The 18,591-nt window shown below is 41.4% G+C and carries 15 protein-coding genes; 9 read left to right on the forward strand and 6 right to left on the reverse strand.

Going from position 1 to position 18,591, the window contains the following annotated elements:
• Entirely contained in the window at positions 1-702 is a 702-nt protein-coding gene (locus DI060_RS12320; RefSeq protein WP_244594386.1) for a lysophospholipid acyltransferase family protein, read from the reverse strand.
• 104 nt (positions 703-806) lie between these two features.
• On the opposite strand from DI060_RS12320, the gene DI060_RS12325 reads away from it, so the two are divergent.
• Together DI060_RS12325 and DI060_RS12330 are read left to right on the forward strand one after the other, a co-directional pair.
• Positions 807-1,865 (forward strand): cytochrome-c peroxidase, encoded by a 1,059-nt coding sequence (locus tag DI060_RS12325; protein WP_135355050.1) that lies wholly within the window; start codon positions 807-809, stop codon positions 1,863-1,865.
• A gap of 333 nt (positions 1,866-2,198) precedes the next feature.
• Positions 2,199-2,828, forward strand: coding sequence for a hypothetical protein (locus DI060_RS12330; RefSeq protein ID WP_108977023.1), 630 nt, complete (start codon positions 2,199-2,201; stop codon positions 2,826-2,828).
• Positions 2,829-3,018: 190 nt separating this feature from the next.
• On the opposite strand, the gene DI060_RS12335 is transcribed toward DI060_RS12330, so the two are convergent.
• Genes DI060_RS12335 through DI060_RS12350 form a run of 4 tightly spaced genes read right to left on the reverse strand, consistent with a single transcriptional unit; the run spans position 3,019 to position 5,926 of the window.
• Positions 3,019-3,807, reverse strand: a complete 789-nt coding sequence (locus DI060_RS12335; RefSeq protein WP_108977025.1) for a PP2C family protein-serine/threonine phosphatase — start codon at positions 3,805-3,807, stop codon at positions 3,019-3,021.
• A 58-nt stretch (positions 3,808-3,865) separates the two neighbouring features.
• Complete coding sequence (locus tag DI060_RS12340; RefSeq protein ID WP_108977027.1) at positions 3,866-4,630, reverse strand: SDR family NAD(P)-dependent oxidoreductase; 765 nt, start codon at positions 4,628-4,630, stop codon at positions 3,866-3,868.
• On the reverse strand, positions 4,631-5,476 hold the full coding sequence (locus tag DI060_RS12345; RefSeq protein WP_108977029.1) for a four helix bundle protein: 846 nt from the start codon (positions 5,474-5,476) through the stop codon (positions 4,631-4,633).
• A gap of 3 nt (positions 5,477-5,479) precedes the next feature.
• Entirely contained in the window at positions 5,480-5,926 is a 447-nt protein-coding gene (locus DI060_RS12350; protein ID WP_108977031.1) for an acyl-CoA thioesterase, read from the reverse strand.
• A gap of 140 nt (positions 5,927-6,066) precedes the next feature.
• Between DI060_RS12350 and DI060_RS12355 the strand changes: the two genes are divergently transcribed.
• The 7 genes from DI060_RS12355 to DI060_RS12385 are packed head-to-tail and all read left to right on the forward strand — an operon-like array spanning position 6,067 to position 17,864.
• On the forward strand, positions 6,067-7,341 hold the full coding sequence (locus tag DI060_RS12355) for a beta-ketoacyl-[acyl-carrier-protein] synthase family protein (protein WP_108977033.1): 1,275 nt from the start codon (positions 6,067-6,069) through the stop codon (positions 7,339-7,341).
• Between the two features lie 6 nt (positions 7,342-7,347).
• Complete coding sequence (locus tag DI060_RS12360) at positions 7,348-9,099, forward strand: CoA-transferase (RefSeq protein WP_108977035.1); 1,752 nt, start codon at positions 7,348-7,350, stop codon at positions 9,097-9,099.
• 10 nt (positions 9,100-9,109) lie between these two features.
• Complete coding sequence (locus tag DI060_RS12365; RefSeq protein WP_108977167.1) at positions 9,110-10,084, forward strand: ketoacyl-ACP synthase III; 975 nt, start codon at positions 9,110-9,112, stop codon at positions 10,082-10,084.
• A 19-nt stretch (positions 10,085-10,103) separates the two neighbouring features.
• On the forward strand, positions 10,104-15,458 hold the full coding sequence (locus DI060_RS12370) for an AAA family ATPase (RefSeq protein WP_108977037.1): 5,355 nt from the start codon (positions 10,104-10,106) through the stop codon (positions 15,456-15,458).
• Between the two features lie 34 nt (positions 15,459-15,492).
• Positions 15,493-16,044, forward strand: coding sequence for a SiaB family protein kinase (locus DI060_RS12375; RefSeq protein WP_108977039.1), 552 nt, complete (start codon positions 15,493-15,495; stop codon positions 16,042-16,044).
• 3 nt (positions 16,045-16,047) lie between these two features.
• Positions 16,048-16,422: a DUF1987 domain-containing protein gene (locus tag DI060_RS12380; RefSeq protein ID WP_108977041.1), complete on the forward strand. Its 375-nt coding sequence runs from the start codon at positions 16,048-16,050 to the stop codon at positions 16,420-16,422.
• Entirely contained in the window at positions 16,419-17,864 is a 1,446-nt protein-coding gene (locus DI060_RS12385) for an adenylate/guanylate cyclase domain-containing protein (protein ID WP_108977043.1), read from the forward strand. The genes DI060_RS12380 and DI060_RS12385 overlap by 4 nt, the downstream gene beginning before the upstream one ends.
• Here DI060_RS12385 and DI060_RS12390 read toward each other — a convergent pair.
• Positions 17,861-18,526, reverse strand: a complete 666-nt coding sequence (locus DI060_RS12390) for a TetR/AcrR family transcriptional regulator (RefSeq protein WP_108977045.1) — start codon at positions 18,524-18,526, stop codon at positions 17,861-17,863. The genes DI060_RS12385 and DI060_RS12390 overlap by 4 nt on opposite strands.
• Between the last annotated feature and the right edge of the window lie 65 nt (positions 18,527-18,591).

Raw genomic sequence — 18,591 nt, forward strand, 5'->3', positions numbered from 1 at the left:
TCAAACGGATGTATGTTGGTTTTCTTCCTCAATTGATGTAAAGTCTCCTACATCAACTTGCTTCCGTTCTTTAAGTCGGATCATTTCATTTCTAACAATTTCAATGACTTGGTTTGCTTCCATAGGCTCCCAGATTGGATTGCCAACAGATATTCTAGATTTTTTGTTCATATTGTACGAATCAATATAGAATGTCACGATAGGCAAATTGTATCGTTTGCTTAGAACTGCCATTCCTCCATGCAACTTTCGATTCTTTCTGAACCCACGAAAATAAGTCCCCTCAGGAAAGATACCTAGTGCAAGATTGCCTTTGGCAATCCGCCTACGAATCTCTTGGATGGTACTCGGATCATTTTCGTTTCGATTCAAAGGGATTAAATCCATTGACTTAACGATCCCTTTGATCAACTGCTCTTTCCGAACCTGCCCTGGACGCAATTTTTTAGCACCTTTTACACGTTTACCGGCATCATAACTTGTCATCGCAGTCGCATATATACCATGCTGCTTCATAAAATGCCTTATCATAAAGGCATCGTAAGGCATCGAGATCAGTCTTAAAAATTTATTTCTAGGTTTGATGTGATTAGAAACAGCTATGAATGTCTTTCCCTTTAACTCTGTTAGAATATGCTGATTTTCATACTCACAGGGACGTAATCCATACACCAAACGCATTGGTTTTATGATCATCCACATTAAAATAAATCCGATTGTTCTACCTAAAATGTACACGTATCACCTACTCTCTTTCTGTATGAATCCAATAGTCCAAAGAGGTTGCAAAAAAAAACGTTACAAATTTGTTTCGATTCTCAGCTTGGAAATGGATGCCTCGCTTCGTTCGGATCATTTGTCTATTTTGTGTTTTTTTGTTTCCATTATTCTGCCAAAATACAGAAAAAAACCAGGAAACAGAGCGCGATTTCGTATTCATTAGCCTTGCGACGGCTGGCTACGATATTCTAGATGAAGCCAGAGCTAAGATCGGGATTTTCCCTCGTATTCCAAAGGGAGCCGAAAACGATACCCCCTCCCAAATCCAACTGGGGTCTCGTATCTTCCAAGATAAAACTTTATCACTGAACTCAGCACAGTCCTGTTCCACATGTCACTTGTTAAGCGGAAGAAACATAGGCACCGACGGACAATCCGTATCTAGAGGGACCTTTGGTCAATTGGGAAGGCGAAATGTGCTTAGTATCTTAAATGTAGGCCATTTGGAAACCTTATTCTGGGACGGTCGAATGGACAGTTTGGAATCGCAAGCCCTTCTACCATTTACAGATGCCAATGAAATGGCTTTACCTTCCCAAACAGAGCTTCTGAATCGATTCAATCAAGGGAGTGCATATAGTTCAGAATTTACAATAGCATTCCCTGAAAATCCAAACATTAACATTTCCAACATAGGGCGTGCAATCGCTGCTTTCGAAAGATCTTTGAATTCTAGAAGTCGTTTTGATGATTTTATGGATGGCAATGTCTTTGCCCTTTCTTCCGAAGAGAAAATAGGACTCAAATTGTTTTTAAATCTGAACTGTATCTCCTGCCATTCAGGACCTATGTTAGGTGGAAAAAAATTTGCTAAATTGGATTCTGTTTATAGCTACAATGCGACAGATTTGGGTAGATTTGAAGTGACTGGGAACTCAAATGATAGATTTTTCTTTCGAACCCCTTCCTTACGCAATGTTGCCTCTACGCAACCATACTTCCATGATGGTAGTGTATCCTCTCTTTCCGAAGCAGTTCGTAGAATGAATCACTACGAAGCACCGCGTCCGATTTCGGAACAAGAGGTACAAACGCTTGTTATATTTTTAAGATCTCTTTCTGATTCTACAAGACCGAGTCCTTAATTTTTTTACTTGACTCTCTGCTTACAATTTAAAGATTGGTGTTAACCTTCAGGGAGGAAACAGGTGAAATTCCTGTGCTGACCCGCAACTGTATGCTGAATGATAGCCAACAAGCAATCGTTTGGTGAGCCAGATCTTCCCCGCAAAGATGACCTCGTGGATTGGGGTCTTTGCACTATACGCCTAGTCGCGTAGGGGCCCCGAAGGAAACGGGGCAACCTTATGGACATTACTAGGTGAAACAGTATCCTTTCGTTCTGAAACAACATACATGCTCATCCTCGGAATTCCAGAAATGTTCCCCTAAATTCAATCAAATTTAGGAGATTCTGAATGAAAAAACCAATTCAACTCGTTTTAGCAATGTTGCTTTTAACATTTGCTATTCAATGTAGCCAAGATGACAACAAAGTCTCAAAGTCAACAAGCGATGGAAACTTACTTCTTGCTCTTGTTCAAGCGCAAGAAGTAAATCGTCTTCTTAACCGAGAATCCTCACAAATTGAAATTAGAGGAGCTTGGAATCAGTCAAGTTGCAGCTCTGGAACATGCGGCACGACTGTTTCAGCTAAAGTTTATATAGACACTGATCTCGGCAGCCAAACCGGATTCTTCTACCAGGAAAATCCACCGACTTGTTTTACAGGTGGTGGCTGTACGACGGCGAACGGGGCACAGTTCTCCAGCTTTTTCCCAGCGAATTATTCTATTGTCGAGTATGATAATACAGCGAGAGAATTATTTTATCAAAATAGATCCTCGAAAAAGTTCGCTGCATTTGTTTGGGTCATTCAAGATGGAGAAACATTAATTTGTGATGTTTTCAATGCTAAGGACACTTTAGCGGAAGCAAAAACTGATCTAAGGTCAAGACAATCAGCCAATACTGTTTCCACTTCCTCTCCGAAGTCAAGAGGTTGTAATGGAAACTTTGCTTTTAACATAATTCGAAAACAAGAGTAAATTCAGTTTGGATAGAAGTTGGTTTTTTAAACCAACTTCTATTCTAGTTATTTACGTTATAAATACTTCAATCGACGTAGTTTTTTTTCGATCGATAAAAATCATTTCCAAGTATTTTAGAAACGATTTTCCATCCATCATTAGGTAAGATTTATATGCTCTAGGAGAATAGATACAAAGGATTATGAACTTATTTTTTTGCTGATATCTCTGCTAATAGAACAGTTATATTGTCCTTCCCTCCGTTTGCATTGGCAGCATCTACCAGAGCTTCTACACAATCGAAACCATTGTATTGCAAGAGAATATTCTGAATTTCCTTATTGCCGATTAAACCGTGCAATCCGTCCGAACAGAGCAATATTTTATCCTTTGCTTGGATTTTGAACTTAAAATCAACCGGTTTTATCTGTCCTGATGGACTTAAAGCTTGGGAAACAACATTACGTTTGGGATGTGATTCTGCTTCTTTGGGAGTGATCTTCCCCAAGCGAACCAAGTTGGAAACAAATGTTTGGTCCTCGCTCATCTGGACAAGCTCTTGGTCTCGAAGTAAATACAGCCGACTATCTCCTACTTGGGCACAGTGTGCTGATCCACCGGAAAGATAACAACAGGTAACCACTGCTCCCATTTTTGCTAAATCATGATTGCCTTCGGCCAATCGTTTGAGATTTTGATTGGCACCTAGGAGAGCAGTTACAGGAATTTGGCTGGTTTTGCCTTCTTTGATTTCATGCCAATGTTCGGCGATGTGAGTTGCTATACTTTGGCTTGCAACTTGTCCACCTTGTAAACCGCCCATTCCATCAATGGCAGCTAAAAATATTCCTTCTGTTCTAAAGACTTGGTCTATCCAAGATAATTTTTTTTCTGCTTGGGCGTATTCAAATAACTTACCCTTCAGAATTAAGTAGTTATCCTCATTTATGAGTCTCACCTTTCCTACATCACATTTCGAATAGATAGATACTTTCATCTTTAACTTATTAGGCGAACTAATCCATCCTGGAATACTGATTTACATTTGCAAGGAATTAAACAGCAGTCCAACCACCATCAACGGGTAAGGCGACTCCAGTGATAAATGATGCTTCATCTGTAAGCAGAAAAATGCAAGACTTTGCTACTTCCAAAGGATTGGCCATTCGACCAATCGGATGCATCCCCTCAATTGCTTTTTTAGTTTCTTCTGGTTTTCCAAAAGCATTTAAAATAATATCGCTCATATCGGTTTCGATAACTCCAGGACAGATTGCATTGACCCTGATTTTTTTATTAGCGTATTCTAATGCAACACTCTTTGTCAATCCGATGAGTGCATGTTTTGTGGCGGAGTAAACTGCATTTCCTTTGTAACCGACCAAACTAGTAGCAGAGCCTATGTTTACAATTGCACCACCATTTGTCTTCATCAACTGTATCTCTTCTTTAAGGCAATACCAAGTGCCCTTAACATTCGTGTCGATGACTGCCATTGCCATATCTTCAGGATATTTATCAATCAATGCTATGGTTCCCAATAAACCGGCGTTATTTACCGCGATGTCCAATGATCCGAAGGATTCTTTGATCTTTTGAAACATCTGTTTGATTTGCTCAGGAGAAGAGAGATCACATTGCAAAAAACATGACTTAGGAGATACTTTTTGGATTTGTTGGACTGCTTCTTTGCCCTTCTCTTCCCTTCTCCCAGATACGATTACAGTGGCACCTTTTTCTGCGAGTTGTTTTGCGATTTCCAAACCCAAGCCAGATGTGCTACCGGTGACCAGTGCTATTTTGTTTTGAAATTGGCTCATTCAAGTCCTCTTGCTGCGATTTAGGTTTTGCGGTGCTTCTTTCACTTTTTTATAGTATACTTTCCATAACTCTTCGGCTCTCGTAAACAAAACATTCAAGTCAGTGTACTTTCCGTAGTTCAATTCTTCGGCCAAACTTAAGAAATAGCGGATTTCATTTAGGCAAGCTTTCACGATATCCAATGATTTAAGTTTTTCTTTTCTAAATGGAGACTTTCTCGCCTTTGCAGAAGCATTTACCGCTTTGACTGCATACTTTCGCAATCCATTTGCGATAAATTCTTGTTCTTTATCTGGCAAATCATTCGCTATTGAGTACACATTTTTTAGGATCTTGAGAGTAGAAATCCAAAGTGGAAACTTTTTATAAACATCGCCAAACTTCCTCATCTCCTCGGAAGTATTTTGTATGTCCAAATCTTTGGCTTGGATCAATTGCAAAAATTCCTGTGGAATAGGTACTACGCGCCTAGCTTCATAATCAAAAAACAAAACTGAAATACGAACTCGACTAACAGAGATGTTACCATGATCTTTCGTCAAATGAAAGAAGAGCTCAAATGACTTTTCTCTTAAATTTTCGATAGTGACTCTTGCTTCTACCAAGTCACCAAAAAGCAGTTCTGACTCATAGGTAACGGTTGCGTTACTAAAAATAATACTTCGTCCATAGATATCCAAAACGGAAAAACCAAGGTATTGGAAGAATTGTAAGTGAGCCTCCAAAACCAAATCCAAAACGGTTGCAAAGGAAACATGCAACTCCCCCCACAAGTCTGTCTTCCGAATGGGAATTTCCGTCTTAAAATGATAACGATTGGGAAGAGGGAGTTCTACTTTTGCCATGGATTATTTTTGGTATCGATTGCGAAATGCCTCTGGAACTGGCATTGTTTTCTTCTCTTTGTAGTCAAAAAAGATGAGAACAGTTTTTGAAAGCGCAGCTAATTCTCCATTTTCTTTTATAACGGCTGTAATAAGATCGAAGGATTTATTTCCAAAATTTGTAGGTTGGATTCTGAAGGTTAAGACTTCACCTGCCTTTACTTCACTTTTAAACTCCACTTCCATTTTGGGTACGATGATATTGGATCCTGCAAAATTCCATTTGGAATCTCCATTGGAGGCGAGGAAAAGATCAAATGCTTCGTTGATCAAAAGCACCATGTTCTCATATGTCACATGACTAACGTATGCACCTGTTGCCGTTATGGCGCTTCGTGCATCCGCGTGTCGAACAGGGAATTTTGTCTCATAAGCAAAGTCAGTTGGTAAATTAAATCCAGTTTCTCCCATATTCCCTCACATACACAATAAAACCTTGATCAGCTTAAATATCGACCTTTGCAATTACGATCTTTAAAAAAGCAAAAACTGAGTGGACAAGCAAATCAGTAGCACATAGATAGAATCTACCTTTTTGTATAGGAGAGTGCATGACCGAGAGAAGAAACCAAAGAGTTGTGATCACTGGCATCGGCGTAATCTTACCAAATGCACTTTCCGTCCAAGACTTTTGGGATCACATGAAAAAGGGAGAGTCGCAAGTTGATTTTTTAACTCGCTTCTCCACAGAAGATATTCGCGTTAAAACAGGCGCCGAATTACGCGAATTTGACTATAGCACCCATTTACCTGACCTTAGCCCCGCTCACGCTCGTTATTACAACCGCGAAACACTCGCCATTATGTCTGCATTAGGCGACGCACAAAAAGATGCTGGTTTAAACCGCAATTCTGTTGCCCCATCTAGGGTGGGATTCATCGACTCATCTTCTCGTGCCTCATTGGCCTGGTGGGAGCATGCTTGGCAAATTTATAATGATTCTAAAGATGACAAAATTTTTGATAAATATGCCGTTCTTACGTCCATGGCATCAAATCCAACAAACCTAACTGCGATTTATGCGAATATCCAGGGCTTTGTCACTACAGTGACTGCCGCTTGTGTAGGTGGTCACCATGCAGTTGCCCTTTGTTATCAGGCGATCCGAAAAAATCGAGCGGACGTAATGTACGCAGGTGGGCATGAGTTTCCTTTACTAAAACCATTGATCAAAATGTACTCTGATCCGAGTAGTTCGGTCATGTCCACAGAATCCAAAGATCCAAAAAAAGCAATGAGGCCCTATGATCGATCTCGAGAAGGTTTTGTCTTAGGAGAAGGTGCAATTTGCCTTTGCCTAGAATCCTATGACCATGCAGTCAAAAGAGGAGCTAGGATCTATGCAGAAATCAATGGTACACTTAGTTACAATGAAGCGAGCCATGCCATGAGAATGGATATGACAGGCAGTAAAGCGGCAAAAGGACTTTCCGATCTTCTGAGAATTGCCAGGCACCCACTGAAAGATATTGATTACTTTTGTGGTCACGGAACAGCGACGCACAACAACGACTTAGCAGAAAGCCGAGCGATCAAATTGCTCTATGATGGCGCCCCTGTAAGCACCTGGGCTCCCGTTGGTTCCATAAAACCCATCTATGGTCACACCTTCGGCGCCGCAGGCATCATCAACCTGGCAGCTTCCGCTTTAATGATCCACAACCAAACGCTAGTTCCAACAATCAATTTAAAAGATCCGGATGATGAGTGCGACCATGACCATATCGCCGAAGGTTATCGAGAACAAAAGGTCAAAAATATCATTTCTTTGGCATTTGCCATTGGTAGCCAATCCTCGTTTGTGAGTTTAGCAAAGGTCGAATAAACATTCATGCCTAGAAAGCCTCAAATTTTTAGCGATCCGGACACGATGATCCGAGAGCTGATCCCTCTGGGGGCCTACCTCCATTTGGCTGCCACCATGTCTCGTCCAAACGCTTTAATCTACGCTCTCGCCAGGCAATTTTTTGATAAAGATCCAAAATTCACCGTGAGTGTTGCCGGCTTACATTCAAGTGCACATGCTCTCACTATGAGTGGAGTCCTCTCCAAAATCATCACTGGATTTGCCGGAGACAATTACCCTCGGCCACAACCGAACGCTTTGTATTCTAACATTTTAAAGGGAGAACCTTTTGAAGCAGAACTTTGGTCTCTCTTGACCCTTGTCCAACGACTGCAAGCAGGTGCTATGCGTTTGCCAGGATTTGTGACAAATTCTTTGGTTCGAACAGACATGATCACCGACAAACTCGGAAAAACGGTCCATCTCTATCAGGCTCCCGACTCAACAGAAAAGGATCCAAATCGATTTGCTGTGATCCAACCCTTACATCCCGATTACACTTTAATCCATGCAGTTTTGGGAGATGAAGATGGCAATCTTGTTCTCACTCATCCTTCTGGGGAAGGAGTATGGGGAGCGATGGCCGCGACAAAAGGTGTTGTTGCCAGTTGCGAACGGATTGTTCCCAGTGGAAGTATACCAGCAGAACTAATCTCCATTCCTGGGACCAAGGTGATCGGCCTTTGTGAGGCAAATTTTGGTGCCCATCCACAATCCTTACGAGTGTTTCCTTTGCCTCACCTTTCCATTTTCAAAGACCTTTCCACCTATATGGATGACTATGAATTTCAGATTGAGGCAAACCAAGCTGCTGCAGGAGAGGAAAAGTTTCGCAAACGATGGATGGAGGAATGGGTCTACGCTCGAAAGACCCATGAAGAATACCTAGGGCATTTAGGAAGCCAAAGGCTAAGAAAACTCAAACAACTTCCGCAGCCACAAGATCTCATGCCTGCCCAGGACCCAGAGTCAGTCAATGACTCAGAACAGATGATCATTCTTGCGGCAAGAGCTATCATGGAACATGTGAAACGAAGAGGTTACACCACCCTCTTAGCAGGTATAGGAGCAGCACATATCGCCTGTTGGACGGCAGCTCGACTCCTTGAAAAGGAAGGGATACGAGTCCATGTGATGACGGAACTGGGATTTTATTCCATGACTCCCTCTATGGGAGATGTATTTTTATTTAGCCAATTGCATGCAAATGGCTCTCAAGGACTTTCAGACATCACTCAAATTTTAGGTATGCTTGTACCCGATAAGTGTTTGGGAGTCATGGGTGCTGCAGAAATTGATTGGTTTGGGAATGTGAATTCCATCGCAACTTCGAAAGGTAAATTTATTGTAGGTTCTGGTGGGGCCAATGATATCGCCTCCACCGCAGATTGTATCATTGTTGCTAAGGCAATCCGCCAGAGATATGTCAGAAAGGTAAACTTTATCACTACCAATGGAGATCGCGTCAAAGAGGCAGTCTGTCAATTTGGCCGTTTCCGTCGGGACAAGATGGAACATATCTTTGAATTCACCAATTGGATAGCTCCTCCTTCCGATCCTGAGATGGACAGTGAAGAAGCAGTACTCAAATTTACCAATTGGTTTGCGCCCGATGAAGTTCCACCCAAAGAAGAACCAAAACCAACTTCTGAGGAGCTTACGATCTTACGGTCGCTTGATCCAGAGCGCATTTATATAGAACAGTTTATGGTTTACAGAAGCCTTCCAGGAGAATGAAATGAGTCGCATGGGCAGCAAAGATTTGAAGTATTTGGGAGTGGAGTTCCGAGGTGTAGGTCACTACTTGCCGGAAAGGGTGATTTATAATGATGAGATCAAAAGTCGACTCAAATACCCAGAAATGCACCCTGCAGAAAAGGCGGTCATAGGAAATATTGGGGTCACAGAAAGACATAGAGTGAACGAAACAGAAACCGTTCCCTACATGGCAATGAAGGCCGCACAAGACGCGTTAGCCGACGCAAAGATGAAACCGGAAGAAATTGACCTTTTCATCTTAGCAAACTGGACAGATAGGTATTATCTTCCCGACTTGGCACCTCAAGCTAGCAAACTTACTGGCACAAAAAATGCTCTCGCCTTTGACATTTCCACCGCTTGCACAGGCTTTGTGCATGGTGTTCAAATGGCGGCCTGCTACTTACAATCGGGTCGTTGGAAAAATGCTCTGGTTGTTGGTTCTGAACGATTTTCAGTACGGACTCGTATGGGTGGCTATGGTGAGTTCACTGCTGGGGATGCAGCAGCTGGTGTAGTACTCTCCGCAAATCCCCAAACCGATACAGGCCTCATTGACTCGTTTCTAGTCGATGTAGCCGACCTTGCGGATATTATCGTGACGGGTCCTCCTCCTCAAAGTTATGTCAAGAGTTATCCAGAGTTAGTAACAAATGCTGCGGATTTGACTTTAAAAGCCTTTGATTTACTCATGGAGAAATACGGTCTCACAGAGAAAGATGTAGACTGGGTCATTCCACACCCGGGGACTGATGTAGTTGTTCAGGATGTTTTGAATCGTATCAAGTTTCCGAGAGAGAGAGTATTGGGCAATTTTGATCGAGTGGGAAATGCTTCTGCTGCTTCCATCCCAATCGTGATTTCTGAATATTATAAAAAGGGAATCATCAAAAAAGGACAACTCCTTCTCACGCCGGCAGTCGGTGGTGGGTTTTACTGGGGTGGTTTGTTGTTTCGTTTTTAGTTTTGAAGAGAGTTAGATTATGATTTCACTTTCCGGATACCAAATCCGCAAACGGATGAATGCAGAAGGTTCTCCTTCACAGGTGTATTTAGCCGTATCCAATGAAGAAAATAAAGAGGTTGTCGTAAAGTATGTTGGCATCTCTGACCCTTTACATGCAGCGATTGTAAACTTAAGAAATGAATTCGAAATCTTAACCTACCTGCACAAAGAAGGACTAGGCATAAAGCCTTTCGAGTTTCGAAGGTTGCCAGATGGGCACGCACTAGTCATGGACTACTTAAAAGGGCTCTTTTTGCCCGACATGGTAGAAAACAAAGATGCCCACATCATGCCACTTAACATGTTCTATGACGTTGCAATTACCTTGGCTGAAGACCTTGCAGAGTTGCACCGCCATAAAGTAATGCATAAGGACATCAAACCAGACAACGTCATTTACTTTCCAGATAGAAACAAAGCAAAATTGATCGACTTTGGAATTTCAACCAGACTCTCCAAAGAAGAAAGCGGCTTCTATGCACCCAACCAATTAGAAGGTTCCGTTCAGTACATTTCCCCTGAACAAACAGGTCGTATGAACCGATCGGTTGACTATCGCACGGACTTTTACTCTTTAGGTATCTTATACTATGAGCTTAGCACAGGACAATTGCCATTCAAAGGTTCAGACCTTATGGAGATTATCCACTCTCACATTGCGAAGCCACCTCGTCCACCCATAGAAGTCAACACCAACCTCCCTGCCTCTCTAAATGCGATCATTTTACGCCTGTTAGAAAAGAATGCAGAAAATCGATACCAAACTGCATACGGTCTTAAGGTAGATTTAGAAAAATCCCACAAACTATTTAAAGAGGGAAAACTAAATGAAACGTTTGCATTAGGCGCAAGAGACTTCTCAGAAGAATTCCGTATTCCCCAAAAACTTTATGGAAGAGAGGACGAACTCAAACAACTTCTTCAAACGTTCAATCGAGTTGGCTTAGAAGGAACGACCGAAGTAGTTCTCATCGGAGGTTATTCCGGAGTCGGTAAGTCTTCCCTAGTAAAAGAAGTCCAAAAACCGATCACTGCTCTCAGAGGATATTTTCTGAGTGGAAAATACGACCAGTACAACCGTAGCGAACCTTTCAGTGCCATTTTACAAGTATTCTCCTCTCTGGTTCGTATGATCTTAACAGAACCACCTGAATCCATTGCACGTTGGAAGGAAAGGATTATCTCTGCCCTAGGTAGCAATGGAAAGGTAATCACAGATATCTTACCTGATTTAGTTCATATCATCGGCGAACAAAAGTCAGTTGCAGAAATGGGTGCCAGCGAGAACGCAAACCGATTCTATGCGGTATTTTTGGATTTTATCCGAGTCTTCGCGGACCGAGAGCATCCTCTTGCCATCTTTTTAGATGACATGCAATGGGCAGATTCTGCTTCGCTACAATTGCTCCGTACACTTTTGGATGACCGTACGACTGGTTCTCTTTTTATCATGCTCGCATACAGAGACAATGAAACAGATGCAAACCATCCTTTTACAATTTTAATTGAAGATATCAAAAAAGAAAGTGGTAGCCTTCCCAACATCAATTTAAAACCGCTTAACATCGATCATATTGCCGAACTCTTAAGTGATTCTTTATACACAAGTAGAGAAAATGTTCGCGAGTTAGCTGAACTATTAGCTTCCAAAACAGGCGGAAACCCATTTTTTATCACGGAACTATTGAAACAATTGATCCGCCAAGATTTGATACGCTTTGACTCGACTGCTGGCGAGGAAGGACAAGGTGCTTGGGTTTGGGAACTCAGTAAAATTAAAGATGCCGCTATCTCTGATAATGTTGTCGAGTTGCTATTGGAGAGGATGCGTTCTCTTCCCAAAGAAAACCAAGATCTCCTTAGGACTGCTTCGAGCATCGGCAACCAATTTGACTTGTATACCCTTTCTCAAATCACCCATTACCATTATGATGAGATTATCAAATTGGTTTCTGGCACCGTGCGTGAAGAGCTTTTCATTCCCCTAGGTGAAGACTACCGCAAACTTGATTCCCTAGGTAAGGAAGATAACGAAGAGAACAAACAGACAGCTATGTCAATTCGACTTCGGTTTCAACACGACCGAGTCCAACAAGCTGGTTACGAACTTCTTTCCGAAAAAGAGAGACCAGAGCTGCATTATGCAATCGCTAAGGTCATACTGTCAAATACTTCAAAAGAACTTCTAGAAGAGAAGATCTTTGATATTGTCGGACATTGTAACAAAGCAATACCAGCCACGAACAATGCAGATGATTACAAAAAGTTTCTAGAGCTTAACCTCATCGCCGCCAAACGAGCTAGAAGTGCGGCAGCATATTCTCCTTGCCTTGACTATTTAAAACAAGCCGAGAGCCTACTCCATAATATTCACAAAAACGAAGACCAAATTTGGAATAGCGATTACCAACAAGCGTACGATTTGTACAGAGGACTTGCCGAAGCAGAATATTTGAATGGAAATTTCGAAGCTTCAGAGTCACTCATATTCCGAATTCTGAAACATGTAAAAACACCACTCGAAAAAGCAGAAACCTACAAGATCTTAATTGTCCAATACTCTTTAAAGGCTGCCTACAAAGAATCAGTAGATGCCGGATTGGACGCGCTTAGGCTTTTGGGTATTGATATTTCAAAAGAAAATGTGGACGAGGCTATTGGAAAAGAAGTAGCACGCATCAAAGAATTGTCGGAAGGCAAAGCAACTGAGACCCTTATCGATGCACCATTGATGGATAAACCAGAGATGAGAGTTGCTGTCACTCTACTTACTGATTTGATGAGCCCTTGCTGGAACTCTTATCCAAACATGTTTCCGCTCTTAGTATTCCGCACCGTAAATCTTTACCTAGAACACGGGATGAACCCAGTATCATACGGCTATTCTTGTTACGGAATTATTTTAGGAAGTGGATTTGGTCAATTTAAGGATGGAGATGATTATGCTACACTCGCCTATCGAATAGCAGAAAAATTCCAATCAAAAGCAGACTTAACCAAAGCTGCAAACGTACTTGCAAACTTTACAAGTCCGTGGGTGCGCCACGTCAAACATTCGGAAGAAGTCAATCGACAAGGTCTAGAAGCATCCTTAGAATCAGGCGAGTTCCAACATGGTTCCTTAGGTGCCATGAATACTCCAGTCTGTTTATTTTTCCAAGGGAAACAACTTTCTGAGTTTGCGCATGATATCAACAGACTTTTGTTATTCGGAAAAAAGGTAAAAAGTATCCTTGCAACAGAAACTGTCCTCGCATTTGACCTAATTGTAAACAACCTAAGAGGCTTAACTCCTTCTGCCATGGATTTTAGAAATGCTTCCATGTCGGAGGCAGAATACCTCAAAACATGTGAAGAACACAAAGGTTTGTATTCCATTACTCTTTACAATATTTTGAAAGCACAAGCTCTCTTTATCTATGAAGAGCCCGAGGAAGCGCTAAAACTTTTAGAAGAAGCAAACAAAAACATCGTTTTTCTTTTTGGTTTGGTGAGCAATGCAGAGCTTAATTTCTTTATCTCCTTATGTTTGGCAAGCTTGTACAAAATCCGCTCCACAAGTGAACGGAAAGAGATTGTACAAAAGATAAAAGTGAACCAAAAACAAATGAAAATCTGGGCACAATACAGCCCTGAAAATTTTTATCATAAATACCTTCTGATCGAAGCAGAACTCGCCAGATTAGAATACAAAAACTGGAAAGCTGCAAAGCTCTATGACCAAGCAGTCTCCGAAGCAAGGGCTGGAGAGTTTGTCCAAATGGAAGCAATCATTTCTGAAGTAGCTGCCCGTTTTTGGTTATCCAAGAAGAACGATAGAAATGTAGCCGAGTATTACACTGATGCGTACAAATTGTACGAGCAATGGGGAGCTCAAAGAAAGTGTCTTGAACTAAAAGAAAGATACTCGGATTACATCATTGAAAATCGTCAGTTCACTGCAGCAAAGAACTTTGCCCTTACGATTTCTGCAACTACGACCGACATGTTCTCTGGACAGTCCTTGGACCTTCAATCAGTCGTAAAAAGTTCTGTTGCAATCTCCGGAGAAATCCAATTCGAAAGTTTGATCTCAAAATTAATGTCCATCATGATGGAAAACGCGGGTGCTGAAAAAGGTGTTTTACTCCTTCGAGATGGAGAAGGTCTTTTTGTGGAAGCAGAGTATAGCGTTGGAAAGGGTGAGATGAAAACTTTGATGCATAGCCCGCTTGAGGCGTACCAAAACCTCCCAAGGTCTATCATTTACTTTACTGAGAGAACAAGGGAAATATTGGTACTCAATGCCGCTGTCCGCGATAATCGGTTTGCGATGGATAAATACATCCAAGAAAACCAAACCAAATCTGTTTTCTGCGTTCCCATTCTCAAGCAGGGAGCTCTTTCTGGAATCCTCTATTTGGAGAACAATTTGTCTGAGGGTACGTTTACTCCGGATAGATTGCAAACCATTAATTTATTGAGTTCTCAGGCTGCGATCTCACTCGACAATGCTTTGTTATACCAAAGTTTGGAAGAAAAGGTCAAAGACCGCACACAAGAATTAGCACATGCCAATGAAGAACTAGCTGATAAAAACAAACACATTACAGAATCGATCACCTACTCACTCAATATCCAAAGGGCGATGCTTCCTGCAACCGATGCTTTGAGCCAATCTTTCCGTGACTACTTTGTCTTATATTTACCCAAAGACATCGTATCAGGGGATTTTTTCTGGCACACAATTAAGGATGGCTCTGTTCTCTTCGCTGTTGCAGATTGTACGGGCCATGGGGTTCCTGGAGCTCTCATGTCGATGATTGGAATCAACTCCCTCAATGCAATTGTGAATGAAAAAGGAATTACTGACCCTGGAAAGATCCTAGAAGAATTGAACATCCGAGTGCGTACTGTGCTCCGCCAGGATGATATGGATGCCAATTCGATGGATGGTATGGACATCTGTCTTGTCCGTTACACGGGAAATTCCCTCCAATTTGCGGGCGCAAAACGACCGCTCTATCTCTTTGGTCCAGAGGGTTACCGAGAGATCAAAGGGGACAAGGCGTCCATTGGCGGAAGGCAGAAAGAACAGTTTAGAACATATACTTGCCACGAGGTTTCGTATACTCCTGGTAAAACGGTTGCTTATCTATCGACAGATGGATATACTGATCAATCGAACACAGAAAGGGTTAGGGTTTCTACGAAGAATTTCCTTAAAATTGCCGAGGAAAATTTGCAGCAACCTGGAGAAACCCAGAAGGATGCCTTCCTTTCCTTCCTCAGAGGCCACATGGGTACCGAGCAACAGAGGGATGACATTACCATAGCTGGGATTATGATTTAGCCTGAGAAATGCAGAGGAGTTAATTGGAAAACGTATGCAAAAACTAGATATTTTAAGTTACGAACAGTACAAAACCGTTTCAGACCACCGCCTTTTGATTCACTTTAAAGGTGCCCTTTACCAAGATATTTTAACAGAGTTAGGTAGCATCATCCAAACTTCAATGAAAGGCGAAACCAAATTGAAGAAAATTTTCGCCGTATTTGTAGAACTTGCCCAGAACATTCTTCATTATTCTCTTGAAAGGATAGTGAACCCTGACGAATCTACCTCAGGAGTAGGTATGATTGTCGTGACAGAGAGACCGGAAGGTTATTATGTCAGCTCAGGGAATTACATTTCTTCTTCAAAGATCGAATCTATGAAGGAAAAAATAGAGTTTATAAACGGATTATCCCCCGAAGATAAAAAAGCCTACTATACAAAACAATTGCGAGCCGATCGTCCCGACGACAGTAAAGGTGCTGGCGTGGGTCTAATAGATATCTCCAGAAAGTCCGACGGACCTTTGGTGTATTCGATCGAAGATGTTCCAGAAGGGAAATCCTTCTTTACATTGACCGCATTTTTTAAGAAGGAAGACTAAGAAATGGAAACAATCCGTATAACGAGCACAAAAAATTCTCCTGAAGTTGTCTTGGACTTTGACAACGGAATTGCGGAAGTTGTGGGAGAATCTTATCCGGAAAATGCCGTAAGCTTCTACAAACCTGTTTTCGATTGGCTCAACCAAACCATCTCGCAAAAAAAACCTTTCAAATTTGTCTTTAAATTGGATTACTTTAATACCTCTTCCTCTAAATGCATCATTGATATTCTAGACCTTTTGCAGATTTATCACTCCAATGGAGGAAAGATCAATGTAGAATGGTACTACCGCCAAGATGATGAAGATATGAAAGACACTGGAGAAGAATTTTTGGAGGATGTAGACCTCCCGCATGAATTGATTGCTTACAAATGAGTGGTGTTTTCGAAGAAGAACATGAAGCTTGGACCCAATTCCAAGTAGCCCTACAAAAGCAGGATTTAAACGCCGAAGAACTCAGGTCACTTGCAGATGCGATGACCTCACGTTTTGGCAATTTACTCAAACAAACAGAAAAGCTCACAAAGGTTGGAGATTCCGCTCAAAATAGATTGATGCGGATCCAAAACGAACTCCAAACCTCCAACTCAAAACTGGAAAAATCGATTCGAAACCTTCAGCTTCTCTCGGAGCTAGGAAAGGTAGTTACCTCTTCTCTTGATGCAAAAAAGATTCTTTCCGAACTATATGAACAATTAAAAGACGAATTAGATTTGGACATCATCTCAGTAGGTAGCTACGATAAAGAATCAGATAACGTTAAATATAAATTTTCCCTAAACCAAGGAAGTTACGTTCCGTCCATATTTTTGGAAAATCTCAACGAAGACAATTATTCCTCGATGTGCATACGAGGAAACCATGAGGTAATCGTAGAAGATATCTTACTTGAGTCAGAAGAGCGAAGAGCAGGTTTGAAGAAACAATGGGGCGAGGAAATTCGTTCCGTGGTGTTCATTCCATTGATGGTTGAAGACCGGGTTGTGGGTGTATTTACCATCCAAAGTCGTAAGCCAAATGCGTATAACAACCAACAATTGAATATGATTCGTTCCTTGGCCAGCTACCTTGGGATTGGATTGGATAATGCTGATGCTTATAGAAGTCTTTCCAAAAGAAACAAAGACTTGAAGTCTACATTAGAAAAAGTTAGATCCTTAAATGAAAACCTTGCCTTAGAAAGACAAAAGTCTGAAAATTTACTCCTAAACATTCTCCCTGGTCCTATCGCTGAGAGACTGAAAGGTGGAGAAGAGATCATCGCGGACTTTTTTCCTGACTCTTCCGTCTTATTTGCAGATATTGCTGGATTTACAGTCCTTAGCTCTAAGATGAATGATGCGGAAAAGTTAGTTTCTATCCTAAATGATATCTTTAGAGATTTTGATAATATCACACAAGAATTTGGCTTAGAAAAAATCAAAACGATCGGTGATTGTTATATGTTAGCGGGTGGAATTCCCAATTCTGTTCCGGACCATTTAGAAAGAATGGCCGAGGCTGCACTCAGATTTTGCACAGTATTCAATAAAATCAAAAGTGATTGGGGATATGATATCAATGTAAGGATAGGCATCCATGTGGGTGAAGTCGTTGCAGGTGTCATTGGTAAATATAAATTCGTTTATGATCTCTGGGGTGACACCGTTAATATTGCCTCCAGAATGGAATCACATGGGCAAGTTGGTCGCATACATGTATCCAAGGCAGTGTTCGAACGATTAAGAGATAAATATGCTTTTGAATCTAGAGGTGAAATCGAAGTCAAAGGAAAAGGAAAAATGGAGACCTGGTTCTTAACAGGACAAAAGGATTAAAGAGTTCTAATTCCATCAATCACCAATGTAAGTAAGAGCGACATCTGCATTTCAACTCTTTCTCGGACTGCCGGATCTTCGGACTTTATGTATCTCTCATTTAACACAGCAAATCCATGTACGGAACTCCAGACTGTCATAGCCATTGCATCAGTATTAATTTCTTTTTGAAAGACACCCTTCTCTTGTCCATACTGAACAACTCTGAACAATTCGTAGTATGCTTCCTCTCCATATTTTGCCAAATCAATGGGTATAGGACCTTCAGGAATTACTTCTCCACTAAACATAAGTTCGGTGCGTCTTGGATTTCTCCAGGCAAGGCGTATATAATTTTCACCAGATTTCTTTAATTTTTCACTGGGCTCCTCCGAAATCTCCCAGGCCTCTCGCAAAGTATCTCTCAATTCTTTAAAACCTAGAGCCGTGATCGCGAGAAGAAGGTCCATTTTTTTGGGAAAATGGCGATATGGTGCCGTATGGCTCACGCCAATTTCTGCCGCAATGTCTCTTAAACTCAGATTGTGGACTCCAAAAGACTCCAAAAACTCGCAAGATTTCTGCAAAACCAGATTTCGTAGGTCACCGTGGTGGTACTTTGCGGTCTCCTTCTTTAGTTTTCCAATGGGTTTTTTGGTACTTTTTTTTTGGTTTTGGCTCATAAATGTTTACAATGTCAATTTTTTATGTTGACAGTGTATACAAGTATGTTTACACTGTATATATG

The sequence above is a fragment of the Leptospira ryugenii genome (assembly GCF_003114855.1).
In the GTDB taxonomy this organism is placed as follows: domain Bacteria; phylum Spirochaetota; class Leptospiria; order Leptospirales; family Leptospiraceae; genus Leptospira_A; species Leptospira_A ryugenii.

Coding starts and splice junctions, on each gene's coding strand:
- DI060_RS12320 (WP_244594386.1), bottom strand. CDS start 702: ATGTGGATGATCATAAAACCAATGCGTTTGGTGTATGGATTACGTCCC.
- DI060_RS12330 (WP_108977023.1), top strand. CDS start 2,199: ATGAAAAAACCAATTCAACTCGTTTTAGCAATGTTGCTTTTAACATTT.
- DI060_RS12335 (WP_108977025.1), bottom strand. CDS start 3,807: ATGAAAGTATCTATCTATTCGAAATGTGATGTAGGAAAGGTGAGACTC.
- DI060_RS12340 (WP_108977027.1), bottom strand. CDS start 4,630: ATGAGCCAATTTCAAAACAAAATAGCACTGGTCACCGGTAGCACATCT.
- DI060_RS12345 (WP_108977029.1), bottom strand. CDS start 5,476: ATGGCAAAAGTAGAACTCCCTCTTCCCAATCGTTATCATTTTAAGACG.
- DI060_RS12350 (WP_108977031.1), bottom strand. CDS start 5,926: ATGGGAGAAACTGGATTTAATTTACCAACTGACTTTGCTTATGAGACA.
- DI060_RS12355 (WP_108977033.1), top strand. CDS start 6,067: ATGACCGAGAGAAGAAACCAAAGAGTTGTGATCACTGGCATCGGCGTA.
- DI060_RS12360 (WP_108977035.1), top strand. CDS start 7,348: ATGCCTAGAAAGCCTCAAATTTTTAGCGATCCGGACACGATGATCCGA.
- DI060_RS12365 (WP_108977167.1), top strand. CDS start 9,110: ATGGGCAGCAAAGATTTGAAGTATTTGGGAGTGGAGTTCCGAGGTGTA.
- DI060_RS12370 (WP_108977037.1), top strand. CDS start 10,104: ATGATTTCACTTTCCGGATACCAAATCCGCAAACGGATGAATGCAGAA.
- DI060_RS12375 (WP_108977039.1), top strand. CDS start 15,493: ATGCAAAAACTAGATATTTTAAGTTACGAACAGTACAAAACCGTTTCA.
- DI060_RS12380 (WP_108977041.1), top strand. CDS start 16,048: ATGGAAACAATCCGTATAACGAGCACAAAAAATTCTCCTGAAGTTGTC.
- DI060_RS12385 (WP_108977043.1), top strand. CDS start 16,419: ATGAGTGGTGTTTTCGAAGAAGAACATGAAGCTTGGACCCAATTCCAA.
- DI060_RS12390 (WP_108977045.1), bottom strand. CDS start 18,526: ATGAGCCAAAACCAAAAAAAAAGTACCAAAAAACCCATTGGAAAACTA.